The organism is Ruegeria sp. N7 (assembly GCF_056531345.1).
The window spans coordinates 870,655-892,769 of sequence record NZ_JBQFLR010000001.1 but is presented as its reverse complement, the minus strand read 5'-3'; the positions used below and the strand labels follow the sequence as shown (position 1 = coordinate 892,769).

18 protein-coding genes are annotated in these 22,115 nt (G+C 58.3%); 4 read left to right on the top strand and 14 right to left on the bottom strand.

Annotated elements, in window-relative coordinates; genetic code table 11:
- Positions 1-54: 54 nt before the first annotated feature.
- Entirely contained in the window at positions 55-1,707 is a 1,653-nt protein-coding gene (locus ACR0ES_RS04425; protein ID WP_480538196.1) for a tetratricopeptide repeat-containing sulfotransferase family protein, read from the bottom strand.
- Positions 1,708-1,762: 55 nt separating this feature from the next.
- Here ACR0ES_RS04425 and ACR0ES_RS04420 point away from each other — a divergent pair, with 55 nt between their 5' ends.
- Both ACR0ES_RS04420 and mnmH read left to right on the top strand, forming a co-directional pair.
- Positions 1,763-2,428 carry an SOS response-associated peptidase gene (locus tag ACR0ES_RS04420; RefSeq protein ID WP_480869638.1) on the top strand — a complete coding sequence of 222 codons (666 nt, stop codon included), beginning with the start codon at positions 1,763-1,765 and terminating at the stop codon, positions 2,426-2,428.
- A gap of 37 nt (positions 2,429-2,465) precedes the next feature.
- Entirely contained in the window at positions 2,466-3,518 is a 1,053-nt protein-coding gene (mnmH, locus tag ACR0ES_RS04415) for a tRNA 2-selenouridine(34) synthase MnmH (protein WP_480869636.1), read from the top strand.
- Here mnmH and selD read toward each other — a convergent pair.
- Genes selD through ACR0ES_RS04380 form a run of 7 tightly spaced genes read right to left on the bottom strand, consistent with a single transcriptional unit; the run spans position 3,509 to position 11,601 of the window.
- On the bottom strand, positions 3,509-5,668 hold the full coding sequence (gene selD, locus ACR0ES_RS04410; protein WP_480772924.1) for a selenide, water dikinase SelD: 2,160 nt from the start codon (positions 5,666-5,668) through the stop codon (positions 3,509-3,511). The two genes, mnmH and selD, sit on opposite strands and share 10 nt — an antisense overlap.
- Positions 5,669-5,673: 5 nt before the next feature.
- Entirely contained in the window at positions 5,674-6,060 is a 387-nt protein-coding gene (locus ACR0ES_RS04405; RefSeq protein ID WP_209597047.1) for a Na+/H+ antiporter subunit G, read from the bottom strand.
- Between the two features lie 7 nt (positions 6,061-6,067).
- Positions 6,068-6,337, bottom strand: a complete 270-nt coding sequence (locus ACR0ES_RS04400; RefSeq protein ID WP_209503286.1) for a K+/H+ antiporter subunit F — start codon at positions 6,335-6,337, stop codon at positions 6,068-6,070.
- The gene (locus tag ACR0ES_RS04395; protein WP_209504851.1) at positions 6,334-6,831 is read right to left on the bottom strand and encodes a Na+/H+ antiporter subunit E; all 498 of its coding nucleotides are present in this window, start codon (positions 6,829-6,831) and stop codon (positions 6,334-6,336) included. Before ACR0ES_RS04395 ends, ACR0ES_RS04400 begins: the two co-directional genes overlap by 4 nt.
- Entirely contained in the window at positions 6,831-8,375 is a 1,545-nt protein-coding gene (locus tag ACR0ES_RS04390) for a monovalent cation/H+ antiporter subunit D (protein WP_480869633.1), read from the bottom strand. The genes ACR0ES_RS04395 and ACR0ES_RS04390 overlap by 1 nt, the downstream gene beginning before the upstream one ends.
- Positions 8,372-8,731: a Na+/H+ antiporter subunit C gene (locus tag ACR0ES_RS04385; protein ID WP_209503290.1), complete on the bottom strand. Its 360-nt coding sequence runs from the start codon at positions 8,729-8,731 to the stop codon at positions 8,372-8,374. Before ACR0ES_RS04385 ends, ACR0ES_RS04390 begins: the two co-directional genes overlap by 4 nt.
- Positions 8,731-11,601 (bottom strand): monovalent cation/H+ antiporter subunit A, encoded by a 2,871-nt coding sequence (locus ACR0ES_RS04380; protein ID WP_480869631.1) that lies wholly within the window; start codon positions 11,599-11,601, stop codon positions 8,731-8,733. The genes ACR0ES_RS04385 and ACR0ES_RS04380 overlap by 1 nt, the downstream gene beginning before the upstream one ends.
- Before the next feature lie 234 nt (positions 11,602-11,835).
- Between ACR0ES_RS04380 and ACR0ES_RS04375 the strand changes: the two genes are divergently transcribed.
- Both ACR0ES_RS04375 and ACR0ES_RS04370 read left to right on the top strand, forming a co-directional pair.
- On the top strand, positions 11,836-12,297 hold the full coding sequence (locus ACR0ES_RS04375) for a rhodanese-like domain-containing protein (protein WP_480869691.1): 462 nt from the start codon (positions 11,836-11,838) through the stop codon (positions 12,295-12,297).
- Positions 12,294-13,118, top strand: a complete 825-nt coding sequence (locus ACR0ES_RS04370) for a CE1 family esterase (RefSeq protein WP_480869629.1) — start codon at positions 12,294-12,296, stop codon at positions 13,116-13,118. The genes ACR0ES_RS04375 and ACR0ES_RS04370 overlap by 4 nt, the downstream gene beginning before the upstream one ends.
- Here the strand turns inward: ACR0ES_RS04370 and mdoH are convergent, their stop codons facing one another.
- The 6 genes from mdoH to ACR0ES_RS04340 form a co-directional block, all read right to left on the bottom strand.
- Positions 13,119-14,990, bottom strand: coding sequence for a glucans biosynthesis glucosyltransferase MdoH (mdoH, locus tag ACR0ES_RS04365; protein WP_480772953.1), 1,872 nt, complete (start codon positions 14,988-14,990; stop codon positions 13,119-13,121).
- Positions 14,987-16,486, bottom strand: a complete 1,500-nt coding sequence (locus ACR0ES_RS04360) for an OpgD/OpgG family glucan biosynthesis protein (protein WP_480772920.1) — start codon at positions 16,484-16,486, stop codon at positions 14,987-14,989. Before ACR0ES_RS04360 ends, mdoH begins: the two co-directional genes overlap by 4 nt.
- Complete coding sequence (locus ACR0ES_RS04355) at positions 16,483-17,700, bottom strand: OpgC family protein (protein WP_480772919.1); 1,218 nt, start codon at positions 17,698-17,700, stop codon at positions 16,483-16,485. Before ACR0ES_RS04355 ends, ACR0ES_RS04360 begins: the two co-directional genes overlap by 4 nt.
- A 28-nt stretch (positions 17,701-17,728) precedes the next feature.
- Positions 17,729-19,099 (bottom strand): tetratricopeptide repeat protein, encoded by a 1,371-nt coding sequence (locus ACR0ES_RS04350; RefSeq protein WP_480772918.1) that lies wholly within the window; start codon positions 19,097-19,099, stop codon positions 17,729-17,731.
- Positions 19,100-19,278: 179 nt separating this feature from the next.
- Positions 19,279-20,463 carry a CaiB/BaiF CoA transferase family protein gene (locus ACR0ES_RS04345; RefSeq protein ID WP_480772917.1) on the bottom strand — a complete coding sequence of 395 codons (1,185 nt, stop codon included), beginning with the start codon at positions 20,461-20,463 and terminating at the stop codon, positions 19,279-19,281.
- The gene (locus ACR0ES_RS04340) at positions 20,450-22,069 is read right to left on the bottom strand and encodes a thiamine pyrophosphate-binding protein (protein WP_480772916.1); all 1,620 of its coding nucleotides are present in this window, start codon (positions 22,067-22,069) and stop codon (positions 20,450-20,452) included. The genes ACR0ES_RS04345 and ACR0ES_RS04340 overlap by 14 nt, the downstream gene beginning before the upstream one ends.
- Positions 22,070-22,115: the final 46 nt, after the last annotated feature.

The window sequence follows — 22,115 nt, the reverse complement described above, 5'->3', positions numbered from 1 at the left end:
CGACAAAGACAAAAGCCGCATCCCTGTGATGCGGCTTTTTTGTTTGGGAACGGATCAGCTGAAATCATATTCCGGCCAGAGTTTCGGATCGAACCCGTCCAGCATCGGTTTGATGTGCTCAGCAACCCCGCGCCAGCCGCCGATAGACTTGGTCGAGATCTTGTTGCGCACCTGATCGATGCTTGCCGTACGTACCTGTTTGGTGTTTTTCTCGGGGTGCATCATCGTTTCGGTCCACTCCAAATCGCAGAACGCAGCGACCTGCTGGCTGTAGGTTTTCGGGTCGGCCACCAGTTCTTCGTAAGGTACCGTCAGAATACGATTTCCGAACACGGTATCCCAATGCGCCATATAACGACGATACATATTTGCCGAATGGGCGATGGCTTGCATATTCGAGGCATAGCGCATTCCGCCCGCAGGAAAACATCTGATCCATTTGGACAATCCAACATCACGCGGATCGCGCAGCATGTTGATAATCTTTGCCTTTGGGAAGGCAGACAGCAGGAATCCAATACGTTGATAATTGTGCGGCATCTTGTCGACAAAGGCGACAGAGTCGCCCGGAATGGGCGGCATCAATTCGAGGAATTCCCGCGCAAGCTCGGACGCTTTGGCAGCGTCATACTTCTGGCCTTTTTTCTCATACTCACGCGACAGATCGGCCCCCAAAGTCAGTTCGCCGCAACCGGAAATTCCGGGGGCTGAACTCAGCATCATTTCCATCAATGTCGTGCCCGAGCGAGGTTGACCCAGTACAAAGATCGGTGCTGGCCCCTCGGCAAAGCCGGACTCTGGTGCATCGGAATCGACAGGGAACAAGCTGGTGATCCGGAACAGTTTTTCCTCTTCATCCGCCGGGACATAGGGGTTGCCTTGGTGCTGAATTTCATTGGCCCGTGCATAATGCGGCATGGCGGCATTCAACCCGTCTAACTTTGAAATCAAATGCGCCTTGGCGAACTGGAGTTCCAGCTTATCATCTCCCTTTTCGGAGATGGCTTTATTAACGGCTTCCAGCAGCTCCGGAGCTTCTTCTGTGGTTGCAATTGCCGATAATTGCAGCAAAGCCGACATATGCTCGGGTTCGTTTTGAAGAACGCGCCTCAGTATTGCCTTGGACTCGTTCTTTTCACCCGTTTGGTGAAGGTTTACAGACTTAATAAGGGCAATCTTTGTGTTCTCGGGGTCCAACTCGTAGGCGCGGGCGACATCCCGCGAGTTTTCATCGTCAAAGCCGATATTGGCGTAAGCTCTGGCACGTTTTGCAAGAAGGTCCACATTGTCTGGATCGCTCTCCAGCTTCTTGCTCGCATGTTCGATCATCATGCGCCAATTGGTGCCTTTGAGGTGAATTTCATCCAGCACGCGGTTCAATTCCTGGTTGTTGGGGAATTGCTCCAGCTTTTGTTCGGTATAGTCTAGGGCTTTGGAAATTTGCCCGGTCTGCATCAATGCATTCGCCAGGTTTTCGACAAACTGCAGGTCGTCCGGTTTCATCCGCGAGGCTTCAACAAAATGCGGAATAGATTTCTTGTATTGCTTCATCTCGGTCAAAACAAAGCCGGCGATGGCATGATAATCCGAGTCTTTTGGGAATTTCTTGACACCCAGCTGGGCCTTTTTCAAAGCTTGCGGCAGCTTGCCTGCTTCCAGAAGCGCCAGTGCTTTGCTCTTGAGGGATTGCGTTGTCTGGTATTCCATGTGACCCCGTGAGATCCTGTGCCTGTATCAAGAATGTATCGGTGGTTCATTACCCATGTGCGGACGGTTTGCAATAACTCTTCCCAACGACGCAATGGCGCAGCTGTTTTCAGCGCGCCCGGCAAATGCGCTACCTGTGGTGCCGAATTTCAATGTTTGTCCGACAAATCAGGTACATGTCGTGCGTAGCGGCGAAACAGGCCGCCATCTGGATGCGCTGCGCTGGGGATTTCTGCCACATTGGTACAAGACCGAAACGGCGGGGCCGTTACTGATCAACGCCCGGGCCGAGACCCTGGCGGACAAGCCCGCCTTTCGCGATGCCTGCCGGACGCGCCGCTGCCTGATCATAGCGTCTGGGTTCTATGAATGGACAAAAACCAAACAGGGAACGCGCCTGCCTTGGTATATCCACCGTCAGGACAAAGCTCCCATTGCCTTTGCCGGGGTCTGGCAGGACTGGGGCCCTGAAAGCGAACGGCAGGGCACCTGTGCTATCGTGACGACGGCTGCCAACAAATGGCTTGAGGTCATCCATCAGCGAATGCCCTTGATCGTAGAACCCAATGACTGGCCATTGTGGTTGGGTGAAGCCGGAAAAGGGGCCGCGCGGCTGATGCAGCCGGGGAACGAGGATGTGTTGACCTTCCACCGGGTCGGGCCTGCGGTGAACTCGAACCGGGCCAGCGGGCCAGAGCTGATCGAACCTTGTGACGCGTGACCTTTTCATCGGAAACGCAGCAAGCTAGACCTTCGGCATGGCTCTGAAATTTCCTGACCTGACCCAACTTTACGCGCACGGCTATGATACCGTGATCGACGTTCGCAGCCCTGCCGAGTTTGCCGAAGATCATCTGCCGGATGCAATAAACCTGCCTGTGCTGAACAACGAGGAACGCGCCCGGGTCGGAACCATTTATGTACAGGACAGCCCCTTTCTGGCGCGCAAGCTGGGTGCTGTTATGGTATTCCGCAATGCAGCCAATCACATCGAACACCACCTCAGCCATCATGACGGAGCGTGGCGCCCCTTGGTCTATTGCTGGCGCGGTGGACAGCGTTCCGGATCATTCACATGGATGTTGCAGCAAATTGGCTGGCGCGCCGAAGTGGTAGACGGCGGCTATCGTACCTACCGTCGATTGGTGAACGCTTATTTGTACGATGATCCCTTGCCACATCGGCTGATCGCGCTGGATGGCTACACGGGCACCGCAAAGACCGATCTTTTGGCTCTGTTGCACGCACGAGGCGTACAGATTCTGGACCTTGAAGCGCTGGCCAACCATCGCGGGTCCTTGCTGGGCGAAAGGCCAGGGGGGCAGCCCAGTCAGAAGGGGTTTGAATCTGCCCTGTCCGCTGCGCTGTGTTCAATGGATCCGGCGCGTCCAGTCGTGGTCGAAGCGGAATCATCCAAAATTGGCAGCTTGATCCTGCCACCCAGCCTTTGGAACGCGTTGTGTAATGCTCCGCGTGTGAACATCACGGCTTCGATTGAAGCACGTTCGGCCTATCTGGTGCGGGCTTATGACGACATCCTGTCTGACAGTGACCGTTTGTGTGACCGGTTATCGCCGCTGCGGTTCCATCGCGGGCATGAGGTCGTGGACGGATGGCTGCGATTGATTGATGCGGGTCAAAAACAGGCGCTGACACAGGCGTTGATGGAACAGCATTATGATCCCGCATACACCAAATCCCGGCAATCCCGCCCGGCGCAAGTGTTGGCCAGTCTAGATGTGGAAACTTTGGACAATGCGGGGCTGAGCAACGCGGCCGCGCAAATTGAAAGCCTTCTGGATCAGCTTTGAAGGCGCAAACCCGGTGTGTCGGTCAGCTGGCCAATAATCATTGCCGGATATCCCGCGTCCAGAAGATCTTGCAGAAGGGTTTCGGCGTCCTTCGCATTAACGGCGGCCAGCAGGCCCCCGGCTGATTGCGGATCAAAAAGCAGCGCCGCCTTGCCCCCGGACGGAAGATTGGGCGCAATCGCGCTGTTGTCGGTGAAAATCGTTGACCGGACCCCCTGATCAGTCAGCGCAAGCGCACCGTCCATCACATTTACCGCGTCCAGATCAAGCGTGGCGCCGCAATGCGATGCGTCGCAGATGCCTTGCAGATGCCCGGCCAGACCAAACCCGGTCACGTCGGTCATCGCATGGGCGTTGGCCAAAATGCGGGCTGCATCGCCTTGGGGCTGTGTCATATGTTTGTAGGCTGCCGCGACCCAGGCCCCCTCGGCAAGACCGGCCATTTCCGCCGCCATCAGAACACCGCTTCCCAAGGGTTTGGTCAGGATCAGACGGTCCCCCGGCTGACCACCCGCCAATGTAATCGGGGTAGCCTTGCACAGGCCGGTCAACGTGAAACCGACCGTCATCTCGTCGCCCATTGAGCTGTGCCCGCCGACGATTTCCGCGCCCGCATCGCGCATGACGTCACTCGCGACGGACATGATTTCGGACATTGTGCGGCTTTGCAGGGCGGCAGACATGCGTGGCAGGATGATCGTTGCCGTGGCTGCCTGAGGTGCAGCCCCCATGGCCCAGATATCCCCCAGGGCGTGAATGGCGGCGATACGCGTCATAAGTGTGGGATCGTTGGTGAAAGCCCTCAGATGATCGGACGTCATGACTTGCCGCGCCCCGCCCGTTTGCAAAAGCGCGGCATCGTCGCCGGGCAGGGGGGTGACGTCGGTACGAGTAGGGGCGGGGAGGGATTTCAGGGCGATCTGCAATGCGTCGCGCCCGACCTTTGCTCCACATCCGCCGCACATGGGCTTTTCACCCAAAACCCCATCAAGCCCGGCGGCCCGGTCGCGGGGCAGGGTGGGCGGTGTCATTTGCGGCAGGTCGCGAAACTTGTTCATAAAGGTCTGGTCGATATGGTTCTTCCATGTCCACATCAACGGGCCGCTGAACGATGTTCCCAAACGCTCGGCCAGTGCTGACTTGCCACCCAGTGAGATCAGTTTGAGATAATCTTTTTGCGGTGTGTATTTTCGCATCTGTCCCGCGCCGAGCGCTGCGCGCAGATTATCGTACAAAACCGGCGCTTCGCGCACCGCATAGACACCAGCCTTCGGTCTGGGGTTCTCCGTAAGATGGGCACAATCCCCGGCGGCAAACACAGCCGGATCACTGGATTGCAGGTAGCCGTTCACGCGGATGTATCCGTCCTGAAGGTCAAGCCCTGTGTTTGCGACCCAGTCATAGGCGCGGGCTCCGGCGGCACCGGTCACGAAACTAGCCGGAATTGTGCGCCCGTCCTTTAGTTCCACGTGATCCTGCCCGATCCGGGTGATCACCGCGTTTTCAATCACCTCCACACCAAGGTCGTGCATTGCAATCCGGATTGTTGCCGCCGCCTTGGGTTTGGTTGCAGTCAGGGCCGACGCACTATCGATCAGGGTAATCTGTGCTGCCCGCCCCCTGGCCTTCAACGCATGTGCCATCGCCATGACCAGTTCGACGCCCGCGACGCCGCCACCGATCACAGCGACCGAGGCCGGGCCTTGATCCTTTAGATACTCGGCCCATTTTGCGGCAAAGGGTCCCAACGGCTTGGCTGGCACTGCATATTCCGCAAAGCCCGGCAGGGCGGGCATGTCCGACGTGATCCCTACATTGACCGAAGCCACGTCGAAGCCTACCGGAGGATGCCCAGGGACGTGCACTTCGTGTGTTTCGGTATCGATGCCATTGACCGTGCCCAAGATCACCCGCGCGCCTGCGAAACGGGCCAGTCTGACAAGATCGATATCCAGCTCCCACCGGTCGTAATGTCCGGCGACATATCCGGGCAACATCCCGGAATAGGGGGCGGTGGGGCCGGGGTTGATCACGGTTACCCGGGCGCCGGGCAAAGGGCTCATTCCCCATTTGCGCAGCAGCAGGGCATGGGTGTGGCCGCCGCCAATTAAAACCAGATCACGGGTCAGGGGCAGCGGAGATGTGTGCATTTGTGTTAATTCGCGCTGTGGTCCGGAACATCCTCGACCTGCTCGACCGCATGGGTGGCCCAAAGCTCATCCTCGCCAGCATCGGGCAGGTCACTGGGCAGTTCATGACGGTGAATGTGCCATTTTGCAATGAACAGGGCCGTGATCGGAGCCGTCAGGAATAAAAACAGCGTGATCAGAAGCTCGTGCAGCGACAGTTTGCCTTCCAGCAGAACGGAATGGGTGATCGAAGCCAGCAACACCCCGCCCACACCCAAAGTAGTCGCCTTGGTCGGCGCATGAAGGCGGGACATAGGGTCATTCAGCTTGATCATGCCGAAGGACCCGACAAACCCGAAAACACCCGAGATTATAAGGAAAACGGCGATCAGCAGCTCTGCAATGAATGTCATATCGCCCTCATTCGATGATGTTGCCGCGCAGCATGAAGCGCGCATATGCGACGGTCGAGACGAAACCCAGCATCGCGATGATCATGGCCGCTTCAAAGAAAATCTCGGTCCCTTTCGACAGGCCATAAAGGATCATCAGGGCAATCGTGTTGATGACCATAGTATCCAGAGCCAGAACCCGGGTCCCAACGCCGTCTGCGGTGATGATCCGCCACAGACACATCATGATCGCCGCGCCGAAACAGGCAAATGCAAAGTAGATTGCGTATTCGATCATTCGAAAATCTCCTTCAGGCGACGTTCATAGCGCTGCTTGATTTCGTCGCGCACCTGATCCGGGTTTGGTGCATCCAGGCAATGGACCAGCAGATTGTGCCCCTGTGCCGACAGGTCGCAACTGACGGTGCCGGGTGTCATCGTGATGGTCCCGGCCAGCACGGTTATGGCCTCGGGTGTCCGAAGCTCCAGTGGAATGCACACCCAGTTGGGCCGCCGGTCTTCATTGCGTTTGAACAGGACGATGCGGGCCACGGTCACGTTCGCGACGACAATATCCCACAGCACTACGATCATGTATTCGGCGACCATTGGCCAGTTGCGCAGCTTGGGCCTGTCGGGCCAGTAGGGTTGTGTGACAAAGGGAATGATGATCCCAAGGATCAGGCCAAAGACCAGAGAATTCAGCGACGGCTTGTTCGCCAGCAGGATCCAGACGATCGTCAACAAAATGGTCAGGTGCGGGTGCGGAAATATCCGGTGTAGCAGTTTCATCACTCGGCCCCTCCCAATACGGCAGAGATGTAGTTTTCAGGCGTAAACAGCTGCCCTGCGGTTTGGCTTGTATATTCCAGCGCAGGGCCCGCGAACAATGTTAGCAGGATCAGGCCGGCTACGGCGCCAAACACGGCAGTAAAGGCCAGACCGGGTTGTGGTTCAGGTGCGACCGGTGCGGGGGCAGCTTCATTTTCCGCTGGCTCTGCTATCGGAACAGCCTGAGTGTCGTAGCTTTTCCAGAAAATCAAAGTTCCGGCTCGGGCCAAGCCAATTATTGTGACGAATGAGCTGATCAGAATCACGGCCCAGACCGTCGTGGCATCCGAAGCATCGCGCGAGGCGTCCAGCACAAGCAGCTTGCCTATAAAGCCGGACAAGGGCGGCATTCCCGCCATCGCAATCGCCCCCACGAAGAACAGTGCGGACACCAAACCGCTTTGCGGCATCGGTGGCGTCGGCGCGATGGCCCCGCCGCGCCGCGCCATCACCAGATCGGCAACCAGGAACAGCAGGGCTGTCGCCAGCGTCGAATGGAAGACATAGTACAGCGCCGCGGCTGTCGCATCAGGCGTGAATTGCGAGATCGCGATCAACAGGGTGCCCATGGATGCAATCGCGCAGAACGCCACCATGCGGGCGATGTGTTTTGACCCCAGAATGCCGATAGTCCCGACAGCCAAAGTGACAAGTGCAGCAGGTTGCAACCACTCACCCGCCAGACCCTCTGTCGCTGCGACATCGGGGCCAAAGGCCAGTGTGAACATCCGCAGAATTGAGTAAGCCCCGACCTTTGTCATGATTGCAAACAGGGCCGCGACGGGCATTGGCGCATTGGCATAGCTGGCAGGTAGCCAGAAATGCAGGGGCAGAACGGCGGCCTTGATGCAAAAGACCAGCAGTAAAAGGACCGCGCCAACCCGCAGCAATGCTGTATCCTCGGCGGGGATTTCTGCAACCCGTAAGGCGATATCCGCCATGTTCAGTGTCCCGGTCACGCCATAGATCGTGCCCAACGCAAACAGGAACAAAGTCGATCCCAACAGGTTGTAAGCCACATATTGCACACCCGCCTTCAATCGCACCGCACCGCCACCATGGGTCATCAGGCCATAAGAGGCGATCAGCAGAACTTCGAAAAACACGAAAAGGTTAAAGGCATCTCCGGTCAGGAATGCGCCGCAGACACCCATAAGCTGAAAATGGAACAGGGCGTGGAAGTGTTTGCCCCGATCATCCCAGCCTGTTGCAATGGCATAAAGCACAATCGGCAAGGCAAGCAGAGCTGTCAGCAAAACCATCATAGCTGACATTCGATCCAGCACCATGACAATGCCAAACGGGGCGGGCCAGTTTCCAAGCTCGTAAACCTGAATATCTCCGCCCGAAGCCTGCGCTGTGATTGTCAGCGCAATCCCAAGCAAGGCCACAACACCGGCGACCGAAAAGATGCGCTGCAGATCCAGATGGTATCGCAGGACCATGATGCTAAACGGAGCCAGGATCGCGGGCAGGACGATCGGCGCAACGATCCAGTGGTTCATGCGTCTTCTCCTGCTGCGTCCACGCTGTCCTGCGCTGTCATGTCGATATGGTCATCCTTGGAGGACAGGTACGCGCTGAGCGAGATCATCACGATCACCGCGGTCATTCCAAAGGAAATCACAATTGCGGTCAGCACCAGCGCCTGTGGCAGAGGATCGGTGTAAGCGACGTCCTTGTATTTGTTCAGAACCGGGGGGGCGTTCAGCGCAAGACGCCCGGTCGCGAACAAGAACACGTTGACCGCGTAAGTGATCAGCGACAGGCCCAGAATGACCGGAAACGTCCGGCGGCGCAGGATCAGGAATATTCCGGCAGCGGTCAAGATACCGACGGCAGAGGCTACGAGCGCTTCCATCAGACCTGCTCCTTCTCTTGTTCTTGTTCCGGTGGAGAGTCCCGCAGGGGATTGATATCCATCGGGAATTCCTGTGCCATCCCGGGCTGCCACGCAAAGCGGGACAGGCTGTCGAGTGCCAGCATGACCGCACCCAGAACCGCAAGGAACACGCCCGTGTCAAACAGCATGGCGGTGGCCCATTCGAATTCCTCAAGCGGGGGCCAGTGGAGATAGCCAAAATCGCTGGTCAGGAAGGGGCGTTCATTGAACCAGGCCCCCAGACCCGTGGCGGCGGCGATCAGCACGCCCCAGCCAATGGTGCCGTGGTAATAAAACCGCTGCCGCTCAATCGCCCAGGTATAGCCGCTGGCCATGTATTGCATCAGATAGGCGATGGCGACGATCAGCCCGGCGATAAATCCGCCGCCGGGCTGGTTGTGCCCACGGAAGAAAATATAGGCTCCGACCATCAGCGCAATCGGCATCATCACGCGGGTCGCCACAACCATCATCAGCGGGTGTGAATCACCGGACTGGGGCCAGTGCGGTTTGCGATTCAGCAGGTAACTGCGGACATTGGTGCTTAGCACGGATTCCGTCAGCGCAAAGATAATCAGCGCGGCAATGCCCAGCACGATGATCTCGCCAAACGTATCAAAACCCCGGAAGTCGACCAGGATCACGTTGACCACGTTGGTGCCGCCACCGCCCTTATAGGAATTGGCCAGATGGAAATCTGAAATCGTTGGAAATGCAAAATCGCGCATCATCATCGCGTAGACCAGCGCGCCGGTGCCAAGACCTGCAACGACGGAAATCGCGGCATCCCGCCATCGTCGCGCTGCGCTGCTGTCCCATGGCGTCTCGGTCGGCAGGAAGTTCAGCGACAGCAGCAACAAGATCATCGTTACCACCTCGACTGAGATTTGCGTCAGGGCAAGGTCCGGAGCGGAAAGATAGTTGAACGCGATGGAAACGATCAGGCCAACGACGCCGATCAACACCAGCGACAACAGGCGGTTCCGGTGGAACCACATGATACCAAGCGTTGCGCCCACCAGACAAATCCAGCCGATGATCGGAATGATCTGCGCTGGCAGCGGAACGCGGGTTTCCACGCCGATGGTTCCTGTCGAATAGGCGTAATAACCAAGGCCCACGGTGAAAGCGACGAAGATGACCGCATAGCGGCTGAGAACACCGTTATGCATCTCATCGGTTATCCAGCGGCTTAATCTGGTCAGCGCGTCGATGATAGCCTCAAAGATTACCTTGGCCTCGGGCCGGGGCAGGGCATTCCAGACCTGCTCGCCGCGTTTGTGCAGCGCCAGCAGGAAAAGGCCGCCCAATGTCGCAACAACCGACATGTAAAGTGCGGGCGTGAAGCCATGCCACAGTTTGAGCGAGTAATACGGCAGCTTCTCGCCGCCTATCACCGCGCTGGAAACCACGGCGATCAGGGGGCCAACGATCGCGGCGGAATTCAGACCGATCAGGACGACCAGTACAACCAGCAGTGCGGGCGCCAGCCACAGCCCGACAGGCGGGTCATGCGGATGGCTGGGATAGTCTTCTCGCTTGGGTCCAAGGAAAACATGGCTGACGAAGCGGAAAGAATAAGCGGCCGAGAACAGCGCTGCCAAAAGTGCCAGCCCCGGAACCAGATAATGTGAATGCAACCAAGTGGTGTGAACGGTCTCTTCCAGCATCATCTCTTTCGACAAAAAGCCGTTCAGCGGCGGCAGACCCGCCATGGACAGGGCCGCGATGGTGCCGATGGTGAAGGTGATCGGCATCAGGTGACGCAGACCCCCCAGCCGTTTCAGGTTCCGCGTGCCGGTCTCGTGATCCACGATTCCGGCGGTCATGAACAGGGCGGCCTTGAAGGTCGCATGGTTGATTATGTGGAAAATGGCGGCCACGGCGGCAATTTTAGTGCCAAAGCCCAATAGCATGGTGATCAGGCCCAGATGGGATACAGTCGAAAAGGCCAGCAACGCCTTTAGATCATCCTTGAACAGCGCGATGACCGCACCCAGCAGCATGGTGATCAGACCAGTCGTGGCCACGATGTAGAACCACGCATCTGTTCCTGCCAGAACAGGCCACATCCGCGCCATCAGGAACAGACCGGCTTTCACCATGGTGGCCGAGTGCAGATAGGCAGACACCGGCGTCGGCGCGGCCATTGCGTGGGGCAGCCAGAAGTGAAACGGGAACTGTGCCGACTTGGTGAAGGCGCCCAGCAGGATCAGGATCAACGCTGGCAGGTAGTAGGGGGACGCCTGGATCAGCTCCTTGTTCTGCAAAATGACACTCAGGTCATAGGATCCAACGATATTGCCGAGGATCAGCATCCCGGCGATCATCGCCAACCCGCCCGAGCCGGTGACGGCCAAAGCCATGCGCGCGCCCTGACGGCCATCGGGCAGGTGTTTCCAATAGCCGATCAGCAGGAATGAGCTGAGCGATGTAAGTTCCCAGAAAACAATCAAAAGTAGGATATTGTCGGACAGGACAATACCAACCATCGCCCCCTGAAACAGCAGCAGATAGGTATAGAACTGCCCCATCGGATCTTCGCGCGACAGGTAGAACCGTGCGTAGAGGATGATGAGCAATCCAATGCCAAGGATCAGCAAGGCGAAAAGAAATCCCAGCCCGTCCAGCATGAAATTCGCGTTCAGGCCCAACCTCGGTATCCAGTCAAACCGGGCAGTCACGACGTCTCCGCGCATGACCGAAGGGATGTGGATCAGCAGCCCCATCAGGGCCAGAAATGTGGTCAACCCGGCTGCGGATGCGGCGGCATTTCGGCCCGCGCGGATCAGCAGTGCGGGAAATACAGCACCAAGGAAGGGAAGGGCCGCAATAAGGAATAGGGACAAGTGCGATACTCCGGTCTGGGCGGTCAGGGTGAGGTCAATTTTGTAAGGATATTTTGCCGACTGTCCAGAGATGGCAACTTTTTTGCCGGGCTCCAATGGATCACCAATGCATTGGTGGCATTGCGCATTAATGACGCGATCTTGATCTGCAAGCTGTGTTTCACCGCGCAACTTGCTGTCTGGTTGTGATAGAACCAGTGTCAGCGAACAGGAGGCTGAGGTGTGGCCGAAAAAATGAAACGATCCCGACGGTGGCTATTGATTGGTGGCGGTGCCGCGATTGCTGCCGGGTTTGCGATCAGGCAATACAGACTGATCCCCGAGGATCACAGCGGCGGCCGGATCAGTGTGGCCGACGCCCATGAGCAGGCTGTGGACGGGCGCGTTCTGCTGGTTGATATCCGCACACCGCGCGAATGGCGCGCCTCGGGAATAGGCGAGGGCGCGGTACCGCTGGACATGCGGCGCGAAGATTTCGTCGACGTTCTGACACAAATGACCGGTGGTGATCAGGCTGTTCCCGTGGCGCTGATCTGCGCCCGTGGGGTGCGGTCCGCGCGCCTCAGCAATCGTTTGATTGAAGCCGGATTCACAAATATCATCGACGTACCCGAGGGTATGTTGGGCTCGGCGGCCGGGCCGGGATGGGTAAGGACCGGTTTACCGGTCCGTAAATACAGTGAGGATGCAGGATGATCAGGGAAATCAGCCTGGCAGCAGTATTTGCCTTCACCGCGCAGTTGGCCTTGGCGGATTGTGCTGATCAGGGGGAAATTTGCGAAACCTCTTTGGGCGCGTATCACATCGAATTGCCCGGTGCGGAAAACCCGCCGTTGTTGGTGTTTCTGCACGGGTATGGCGGCAGTGGATCTGGCACGATGCGAAATCGCGGGATGGTCGAACCTCTGCTGGCGCGGGGGTATGCTGTGATGGCACCGGAAGGTTCGGACAGGCCCAACCGGGGCGGCAGAAAAAGCTGGAATTTTATTCCTGGATTTGGCGAACGGGATGAAACCGCCTTTCTGTCCGAAGTGGTTCAGGACGCGGAAAACCGGTTTGGAATCAATGCGGACCGGGTCATGCTGGGCGGGTTTTCGGCTGGTGGCTTTATGGTCAACTATCTCGCCTGCAAGGCGCCCGAGACATTTTCGGCATATGTTCCGGTGTCCGGAGGATTCTGGAGGCCACACCCGGAAACCTGCAAGGGTCCGATCCGGATGTTTCATACCCATGGCTGGACGGACAACGTGGTACCGCTTGAGGGGCGCGTATTGGGCGGTGGCCGGTTTCAGCAGGGCGATATCTATGCAGGGCTCGAAATCTGGCGCGAGGCAAATGGCTGCGTCGATCACAAACCGGCCGGCTTTAGCACAACGGGGAATTTCATGCGCCGCCGCTGGACCACCTGTGCCAAAGGCAGCGCGCTGGAGTTTGCCTTGTTCCCGGGCGGTCATACAGTTCCAGTCGGTTGGGCTGATATGGTCGTGGATTGGTACGAAGGGCTTCCCGGCAGCTGATCACTCTGCCGGGGTCATGTTGATCTTGCCTTCAACCAGTTGCTTCAGCTCGGCTCGGTAACGGCGGGCCGACCGGGTGATGGCAGGTTCGCGGAAATCCTCGCGCATTCCGACCATCCGGCGTGCGGCACCGGCCGAAACACCGCTGAGTGCCGATAGCGGAATGGCAAGTGCGAGACTGATGGCAATCGGAGCCAGCCAGATCGAGACCAGCCCGGACAGGATACCAACACTCAAGGCTATGCCACTGACGGTTTCCAATGCGTGACACAGGATCAGCGTGCGCAATCCGTAACTGCCACCGTCGCGTGCTTGCGGCGACCAGCCCCGCTGAATGCCAAGCGCTGTCCGGAAAACGGCGATCATCTGTTGCACCATCAAGATCGGCGCATACAGGATCGACAGAATGACCTCGGCCAGAAACGAGGTCAGGAACTTGAGGCCGCCTCCGAACTCGGAATAACGCACACCGCTTAGCGGCAAAGCCAGAACTCCCAGCACCTTGGGTGCCAGCAGCATTGCATACATCACGAGAATGATCAGAACGTGCCGGGTTTCCGACATTTCCGGCCATTGCGGGAACAGCGGATTATCGGGGCTGAAGTAATGCAGGACAGAGGCGTCTTTGCCCTGACCGATCAGTGCCCACATCAACAGCAGCGCAAACCACAGCGGTGACATCAGGTATCCTACGGCACCGTGGAACATGTGAAAACGCGAGACGGCCCGGAATCCAGTCGAGCCCAGCAGTTTCAGGTGTTGCAGGTTGCCCTGGCACCAACGCCGATCCCGCATCGCATGATCTATCAGTGTGGGGGGCGTTTCCTCGTAAGATCCCCGAATGCGCGGCAGGAACCGCACCGCCCATCCGGCACGGCGCAGCAATCCAGCCTCGACGAAATCGTGGCTCATGATCAGCTTGTCCTGACCGTTGAACGCACGCAGCTTGGGCAGTCCGGCACTGGTGGCGAAAGCCTTGGTGCGGATTATGGCGTTGTGGCCCCAATAATTGCCCTCTTGCCCGCACCAGCGCGCCAACCCTTCGGCAAAGGCGATGCCATAGACCCCATTGGCGAATTGTTGCATCCGGGCAAATACCGATTGCGCGCCGATCAGTTGCGGATAGCTCTGGATCAGCCCGGCACCGGGATCACGCGCCAAAGCATCGGTCAGCCGGTGTATGGCGCGACCGGTCATAAGGCTGTCCGCATCCAGAACCAGCATCGCGTCCCAGTCTGCGCCCCAGCGACTGACCCAGTCGGCGATGTTACCCACCTTGCGGTCGGTGTTCTGCTCGCGGCGGCGGTAATACAACTCCAGCCCCGGGGCGAGCGTGGTGCGCAGGGCTTCGACGCTGGCTTGTTCCTGTGCCGCGATTTCAGGGTCGCGTGTGTCGGACAGGATGAACATGGCATAGTGATGCTGCCCTCCGCGTGCCTGCAAATCTTCAAGCATGGTGCGGGCGTTGCCCAGTACGTTCCATGGCACTTCGTTGTATACCGGTGTCAAAAGGGCCACGCGCAGGGGCTGTGCTGTGCGCTTGCGCTGCGGACGATCCTGTCGCGACAGCGAAACCATACCCAGCAGAACGGTGCAGACCGTGAACGAAATCCAGAAGAAGTTGAACGAGATAAGCGCCAACAGGATGCCCTCGATCAGATTGATTCCCTGGGCGCTGAACCAGTCGCTCATAATCCACAGCAGGCCCAATGTCGCCACCATCGCCGGTGAAAACGCAAGCGCGCGCCAAAATCCAGTCGCGCCCGTGTCTGTGCCCGACGGGGCATCGGCATCGTGGAACCCCACGTTGAAATTCTGCGCGGGCATCGCCAGAGGTGCTTCAGGCGGCATGATATGCAGATCGCGGTTCATATGGTCCATCGGTAAAGCCACACCTCAGAGGCGGGCTGTTTGTCTTTCAGCAGTTGCGCGCGCAATTCGACATGATCGCGCCCATCAGGCTGGAACGAAAACGCCAGACGCAATCCACCCGTATCCGGGTTGCGTTGCAGAACACCGTCCGAGGTTTCGGCATGAGGGGAATCCACGAAGACACTGATCGCCTCGATATCATCGAACAAATCGCTGCCTTCGAAATCGATGACGGCCAAACGCCCCTCACCGAAGGTGTTTTCGCCCATGGCGGTGTTGGTCACCCGTGGCATCGGAGTGCGCTGAGGCTCCTCACCCCAGATCAGACGATAGGACAGATCAACCCGACTGCCTGCCGCATAGGGCTCTGCCGGACGCCAATAGGCGACGATGTTGTCATAGATTTCCTGATCGGCCGGTATCTCGACCAGTGTAACGGTGCCTTTGCCCCAGTCGTCCCGAGGCTCGACCCACAGACCCGGGCGCTTGTGATAATTCGCCTCAAGGTCGGCATAGTCCGAAAACTCGCGCTTGCGCTGCATCAGCCCGAAGCCGCGCGGGTTCTCGTCAACGAAAGACGATATTTGCAGGCGGGCCGGGTTTGCCAGCGGACGCCACAACACCTCGCCCGCGCCATTGCGGATCAACAGCCCGTCGCTGTCGTGGACGGCCGGACGGAAATCGTCGAACCGGCTGTGGTTGGTCTGGTCGAACAGAAACATCGAGGTGCCCGGCGCGATACCTACATGAGGTAGGTCTTCGCGGGGAAACAGCGTGGCCTCGACGTCGATAATGCAATCCGCCCCCGCCGTGACATTGAAGCGATAGGCACCAGTCACGCTGGGACTGTCCATCAGCGCATGTACGACCATATTCCGATGGCCGGGCTTGGGGCGCTCCAGCCAGAAACGGATGAACTCAGGAAATTCCTCGCCATCCGGGTCGCCTGTTTTCAGGGCGAGACCGCGTGCCGACAGACCGTAGACCTCGTCCAGACCAATAGCGCGGAAATAGCTGGCACCCTGCCAGACGCAGAACTCATCCGTCTTGCCGGGTCGGTGCATCTCGGTCCGCAGCCGTAGGCCTGAAAAGCCCAGAGTCTCGTCGATGGGCAATTGCGGCACATCTTCGGATTTGTCGAACATCCCCAGATCGAAATCGACTGGTGTTGTCATGCCATTTTCGACCGTTTCCACCTTGATGGTCCGGGGGAAATACAGGCCCGGTGTGAAGAAATCGACGTTGAATGGCGTTTCGGTTTCGTACCACAACGCCCGGTCCAGCCGAAAACGGATCGAGCGATATTGTTCGTAAGTCAGATCCTGCCATTCTTGGGGAACCATTTCGCGTTCCGCATAGGGGCGGCTGGCCAGTTCGCGGGCCAGTTCGATCACGTGGTCGCGGTCAAAGGGGACTGCGCCCCCGGTCGCATAGGCCGATGGGGCAAAGGCCAAGGCAGTCGTCGAGACTAGGAATGCGCGACGGGTGAAATTCATCTCTTCAATTTCCAGGGTTGAGACTTAAACCAAGCTGCCAGATAGGCCACACCGATGATCATGGCAAAGCCAATTATGTTGGCGACAAAGACGGTGGCAACATCCCGCCCAGCTTGATCGAGGGCAACGCCGATAAGTCGTGCTGCTGCCATGGAAAATACAAACACCGCAAGGGATTGCTGACCGACTTTGGTGATGACAGTCAGAAGGAATTGCCAGACACGCGCGCCTATTCCGTGACCCGTCGCTATCAGGCGGTGACCATGTTCGCCTGCCGCGACCCAGCCCAGATAGGCCAGTGACAGAAAATGGACATATCGCAGCGCACCAAACTCGGTCTTGTCGCGCAATTCGTCGGTCAGTGGCCAGATCTTTCGGATCGCAGCGCCCAACTCAGGCGCAGCGCTGTTAACCCAGAGGAAGACCTTCCAAGATCCAAACGGAGCTGACAGGATCAGGAACAAGGCAGCCGCCCAGACCAGAGATTTCGATACTGGTGGAGCGGGAATCCATCCGCGCATCAAGGCAAATCCGGTGAAGAACAGCAATTGCCAGCCAAACGGGTTGAAAAACCATTGCCGATCCGACCAAGGCTCGGCCGGAAGGGCCAGCGCGCCGGTCTGAGTGATGCACCAGATGGTCACAGATGCAGCCGCCATCAGCCAGAAACTGACACGGTACAGCGCGATGTAGAGCGGCATCAGCGCCAGTACCACCAGATACATCGGAAGGATGTCAAAGTAGTTCGGTACATAAGTCAGGGTAAAGATCCCCACCATCTGCGGGGCGGGATCATTGAAGAAATGCTGAAGGTTCAGGGACGAGACATAGGTTTTCCCGAACGCGCCGGTCAGGTCCAGCGCTGCCATTGTCATGGCGACAAAGAAGAACAGGGCAATATGGGCCCAATAAACCTGCCAGATGCGATAGGCCACTCGGGCCGTGCCCATCCACCAGCCTTTGTACAGGAACGCCCCGCCGAAGGCGATGGCCGAGGCCATGCCCGAACAGAACACGAAAATCTCGGTTGCGTCCGAATACCCAAAGCGCGCCGGGATCCAATTCGCCCAAGGATCATTGGGAATGTGGGCGATCAGGATGATGAACATCGCGATGCCGCGATAGAAATCCAGTCGCGGGTCACGCGTGCGGGCGGGGGCCGCAGCCGGGGCTGCGACGGGTGCAAAATCAGCAGCGGGCGATATGGTCGCCATACGGTCTCTGTCCTTCTTGGTCGTCTTGTTATTCGGCGGGGACGCTTTGCATGTCTCCGCCGTCGCGTGCCGCATCAATCAGGGCGCGGCGCGCGATGGCATAATTGTCTTCACCCCCGGCGCGCTTGGCGCGACGGTCATCCAGAATGCGTTCAACCGCATCAAGACGACCGGCCCGAAGCCCGGAATCGATGGTAATGCGTTCAAATACATCACGTTGCGCGTGACTGCCACCAGCCAGTTGCATTGAACCGCGCGCTGCCAACAGGTGATCAAATGCCGTGCCATAATGGCCGTCACCAAAGGCTTCAAGGCCCATGGCGGCCGCGACACCGGGATCAGCCATACGGCGGGTGGTGTCGTCATTGGCACGCGCTGCATCCTTGCTCATGCGGTTCAGCATTTTGGCTGTGGCGTCGACGCGATTGTCGCCTGTCAGTGCCAAAAGGTAATGCAGATCGGCGAAGATCAGGCAGCCGTCTTCGGTGCGTGCGGCACTCAGGTCAGCCAGTTCTTCCCAGCGATTTCCGACATTTACGCCTTCTAATTCAAGCCGCATCAGAAGCGAAGTTCCGTTCGAGATGTCGCGGTAATCGTCGGTTTTGTCCTTGCGGACGTGGTTGTCATACAGGTCCATCACCTGATCGACCTGACCCAGATCCAGATGCATCAGGGCCTTGTGCCACCAGACGTGATAGCGGAAGTTGTTGCAATGGGCCCAGGCCGCCTCGCGCCCGGCCAGCCAGTCAAGGCCCAGCTGCGCGTTGCCGGTCATTTCATGGACATGGGCCACCGCGTGCAGACCCCAGGCATCATCGGACACCATCCAAAGCGCCTGACGTCCCGCGATTTCGGCCTTTTCGTAGGCTCCGGTTTCTTCCAGCGCGAAGGAATGGCAGCCCAGCAGATAACCCCGACCGGGGTGATCGGGTTCATATGCAGGCATAACCCGTTCGATCGAACGGCGCATTCCGTCCGGATCGCCCAGAACGAAACGGGTCGCGTGGCTGAGTTTCATCGCCAACGTATCCTGCGGATGGTCGCGCAGGACCGCTTCGAACTTTTGCACCGCCTGTGTCAGTTGGCCCGCAAGATACAGCCCCAATGCATCGACAAACAGCCGCTCGCGCGTCGAGACGGGCTGCCGTTTCATCGCAGCATTGGCTGCTGCCAAAGCCTCGACCGCAACCGCCATCATCTCTCGTCGACCGAGAAGGGCCATGAACAGGCCTTTAACGGCATGGCCCAAAGCAAAATTGGGCTCAAGCTCCAACACTTTGCCCAGATGTTGGGGCGTAACCGCGGCATGTGCCATGAACCCAAGCAGAACACCATTCCAGGCTTCGACAGCTTCAGGCTGCGCCAAGGTGTTCATCTGTCCAAAAATGTCTTGTTTCATACTTGGGTCCAATCTGATTGCGGTATTTGACACTGTTTGATGTAACAGAGTGTGCGAGAGCGGCGTATCAGTATCGACCCCGCTCTCGAATTGGTGAAATGTCGTGTGTGAAAAAGTCGAAAAAATCCGCCGATTCAAAGGCATGTTTCAGCAACTTGCCGCCTAGTTGTGCAAGTGTTTCAATCGTCGAACGGGTTTTCAGCGTTTAATACCCAGTCAGTGTCCGCCCCGCAGGTGGGTGGTGCGCTGCGATATGTTACAGGCGTACGTGACAGGTTAAGGGGATTCCCGATCAGGTTCACCTTACCGGGCTGGGCCTGCATCGAAATCTGCATATTTCGTGCTGCTACCTGTTCCGTGTCAAAAACCTGATCCAGCGTCTGGACCGGACCAACAGGCACTTTCACGTCTTCAAGACCGGAAATTACGGATCGCGTATCCAGCCGTTGAACAGCCGGCCGAAGAATGGCGTTCAGCGCATCACGGTGTTCCAGTCGCGCCGGGTTGGTCACGAATCTGGGGTCGTCGGCAAGTTCGGGTTGTCCCAGGAAACCGCACAGTTTTTTGAATTGGCCATCATTTCCAACCGCCAGAATGACATGCCCATCGGATGTCTCGTAAACGTCATAAGGCACGATATTGGGGTGCCCGTTTCCGCGGCGTTGCGGAACGTTGCCAGAAGTCAGGTAATTGACGCCCTCGTTGATCAGCCATGCGATCTGAGAATCAACCAGTGCCAGATCGACCTGCTGACCTTCACCGGTCAGGTCGCGGTGGCGCAGTGCGGCCAGAATACCAACGCTCGCATACATTCCGCACATCACATCAGCGATTCCGACCCCCACTTTCATCGGCGCGCCTTCCGGGTCGCCGGTCAGGGACATGATCCCTCCATAGCCTTGCGCCATCAGGTCATAGCCGGGCTTGCTGGCATTTGGTCCGGTTTGGCCGTAACCCGAAATCGAGCAGTAAACGAGGCTGGGGAACTCCTGCGACAGGGTGGCATAGTCCAGCCCGTATTTCGCCAGACCGCCGGGTTTGAAATTCTCAATCAGAATATCCGCGTGTGAGGCCAGCCGTCGGATTTCCGCCTGACCTTTCTCAGTCGCGATATCCAGCGCCACGGATTTCTTGTTTCGGTTCGCTGACATGAAATAGGCGCTCAGGTCCGAGCGGTTGCCGTCGGCATCGGTGACATAGGGCGGACCCCATTGCCGCGTGTCGTCGCCCCCGGTGGCAGGGTTTTCGATCTTGATGACGCTTGCGCCCAGATCACCCAGCAACTGCGTGCAGGTCGGCCCGGCCAGAATACGGCTGAGGTCCAGAACCTTGACGCCCTTCAGGGGGCCCTCAGATGCGGCCATCGTATCCTCCACGGTCGATTTCAGCGGCGATGACGGTAAATGTCTCGGCCTTTACAGCAGCTTCAAGTGCTGCACGCAACTCTGCCCGGTTGCGGACAGTGTGGCCGTTCCCACCAAATGCACGGCCCATGGCGGCGAAGTCATGGTGGCCGAAATCCACGCCATTCTTGCCCATCTGCCGCTGCCGCTGTTTCAACTCGATAAGGGCAAGGCTGGCATCTACGAAGACAAGAAAGATCGGATTGCCGCCCATTTCAGCCGCCGTCGACATTTCCCCGGCGACCATCAGAAACCCGGCATCACCCGAAAAGCTGATCACCGGGCGGTCGGGCTCGGCCAGTTTCAGACCAATGGCCATTGGGACAGCACAGCCCATGGTGCAGAGCGCCGAGGATTGGATCAGCCCACGTTCTTCGCGGCAGTCCCACATCTGGCTCAGCAGAATGCGATGCGCGCCGCTGTCGGCGGTTGCCAGCGTTTCGGGGGGCAGGGTAGCGCGCGTTTCGGCGATGACCGCTGCGGGTCCCCAGTCCTCATCGGTGGGAAAGGCCTGTGCCAGAGCAGATTTGACCTGCGCGGGCTCACCACCCGGCCACGTTGCGCGGGCAGGGTTTCCCTTGGCGATGGCCTCCAGCGTCTCGCCCGTGTCGGCCACCAGATTAAGACCCGCCTGATGCATGTAGTGGTCATTGATCACCGCTGATATGTCGATGACGCGCTTTTCTTCGGGGTCCCAGATTTCGCGCCAGCCGGGGCGCATTTCGATCGGGTCATACCCCAGACACAGCACCAGATCGGCGTGTTCGACCAATGGGACAAGGTGCTTGTCTGCCAAAGGCGACAGGCCCGCGCCGCCCAAACACAAAGGGTGATCTTCGGGAACAACACCCTTGGCCTTGTAGGTGGTAACAAATGGAATTCCGAAATGTTCCAAAAACGCCTGCACCACACTGCGCGAGTCGTCATAGAGGACATCGAGACCGATAATGGCGATGGGGCGCTCGGCCTCGGCCACCCAGCGCCTGGCTTTTTCCAGGCATTCGCCATTGGGGCTGACAGGCGCGACCTTGGCCAGACGGCGGCGTTTCACACCCGTCACCGGCGTATCGGCGACCGAGATCGGAACATCGATATGGACCGGGCCCGGCCGCGGTTGCGTGGCCAGTGACACCGCCTTGTCTGCGATGATATCCGCGCCCTTGGCCGTCAGTGTAAACGTGCCCTTGGTGATGGAACGGTAAACCTGGCTGTGGTCCATAACCTGATGGGTGTAGGTCAGCGCTTCGTCCGCATCGACGCAACCGGTCAGAACGATCATCGGAACACGGTCCTGCAACGCATTGGCCACCACGTTGATGCCGTTCATCGCGCCCGGACCCAAAGTGGCGACCAGAATCGCAGGCGCGCCGTCGCGGTGATGCACGGCCTCGGCCATGAATCCGGCCGAGTTTTCATGTTTTGTCAGATGAAAAGTGATGCCCGCCTTTTCAAGCGCATCCACCAGTGTCAGCACCTCACCCCCCGGCATTCCAAAGGCGTGGCGGCACCCCGCTTCGTACAGGCGTTGGGCCAGAAGATCGGCGGCGCGCGGCGTGGGGTCCTGCATCAGTCATGCTCCGAGATAACCGTTTCGAAGCAGATTGCGGAGGACG

Coding starts and splice junctions, on each gene's coding strand:
- ACR0ES_RS04425 (WP_480538196.1), bottom strand. CDS start 1,707: ATGGAATACCAGACAACGCAATCCCTCAAGAGCAAAGCACTGGCGCTT.
- ACR0ES_RS04420 (WP_480869638.1), top strand. CDS start 1,763: ATGTGCGGACGGTTTGCAATAACTCTTCCCAACGACGCAATGGCGCAG.
- mnmH (WP_480869636.1), top strand. CDS start 2,466: ATGGCTCTGAAATTTCCTGACCTGACCCAACTTTACGCGCACGGCTAT.
- selD (WP_480772924.1), bottom strand. CDS start 5,668: ATGCACACATCTCCGCTGCCCCTGACCCGTGATCTGGTTTTAATTGGC.
- ACR0ES_RS04405 (WP_209597047.1), bottom strand. CDS start 6,060: ATGACATTCATTGCAGAGCTGCTGATCGCCGTTTTCCTTATAATCTCG.
- ACR0ES_RS04400 (WP_209503286.1), bottom strand. CDS start 6,337: ATGATCGAATACGCAATCTACTTTGCATTTGCCTGTTTCGGCGCGGCG.
- ACR0ES_RS04395 (WP_209504851.1), bottom strand. CDS start 6,831: ATGAAACTGCTACACCGGATATTTCCGCACCCGCACCTGACCATTTTG.
- ACR0ES_RS04390 (WP_480869633.1), bottom strand. CDS start 8,375: ATGAACCACTGGATCGTTGCGCCGATCGTCCTGCCCGCGATCCTGGCT.
- ACR0ES_RS04385 (WP_209503290.1), bottom strand. CDS start 8,731: ATGGAAGCGCTCGTAGCCTCTGCCGTCGGTATCTTGACCGCTGCCGGA.
- ACR0ES_RS04375 (WP_480869691.1), top strand. CDS start 11,836: ATGAAACGATCCCGACGGTGGCTATTGATTGGTGGCGGTGCCGCGATT.
- ACR0ES_RS04370 (WP_480869629.1), top strand. CDS start 12,294: ATGATCAGGGAAATCAGCCTGGCAGCAGTATTTGCCTTCACCGCGCAG.
- mdoH (WP_480772953.1), bottom strand. CDS start 14,990: ATGAACCGCGATCTGCATATCATGCCGCCTGAAGCACCTCTGGCGATG.
- ACR0ES_RS04360 (WP_480772920.1), bottom strand. CDS start 16,486: ATGAATTTCACCCGTCGCGCATTCCTAGTCTCGACGACTGCCTTGGCC.
- ACR0ES_RS04355 (WP_480772919.1), bottom strand. CDS start 17,700: ATGGCGACCATATCGCCCGCTGCTGATTTTGCACCCGTCGCAGCCCCG.
- ACR0ES_RS04350 (WP_480772918.1), bottom strand. CDS start 19,099: ATGAAACAAGACATTTTTGGACAGATGAACACCTTGGCGCAGCCTGAA.
- ACR0ES_RS04345 (WP_480772917.1), bottom strand. CDS start 20,463: ATGGCCGCATCTGAGGGCCCCCTGAAGGGCGTCAAGGTTCTGGACCTC.
- ACR0ES_RS04340 (WP_480772916.1), bottom strand. CDS start 22,069: ATGCAGGACCCCACGCCGCGCGCCGCCGATCTTCTGGCCCAACGCCTG.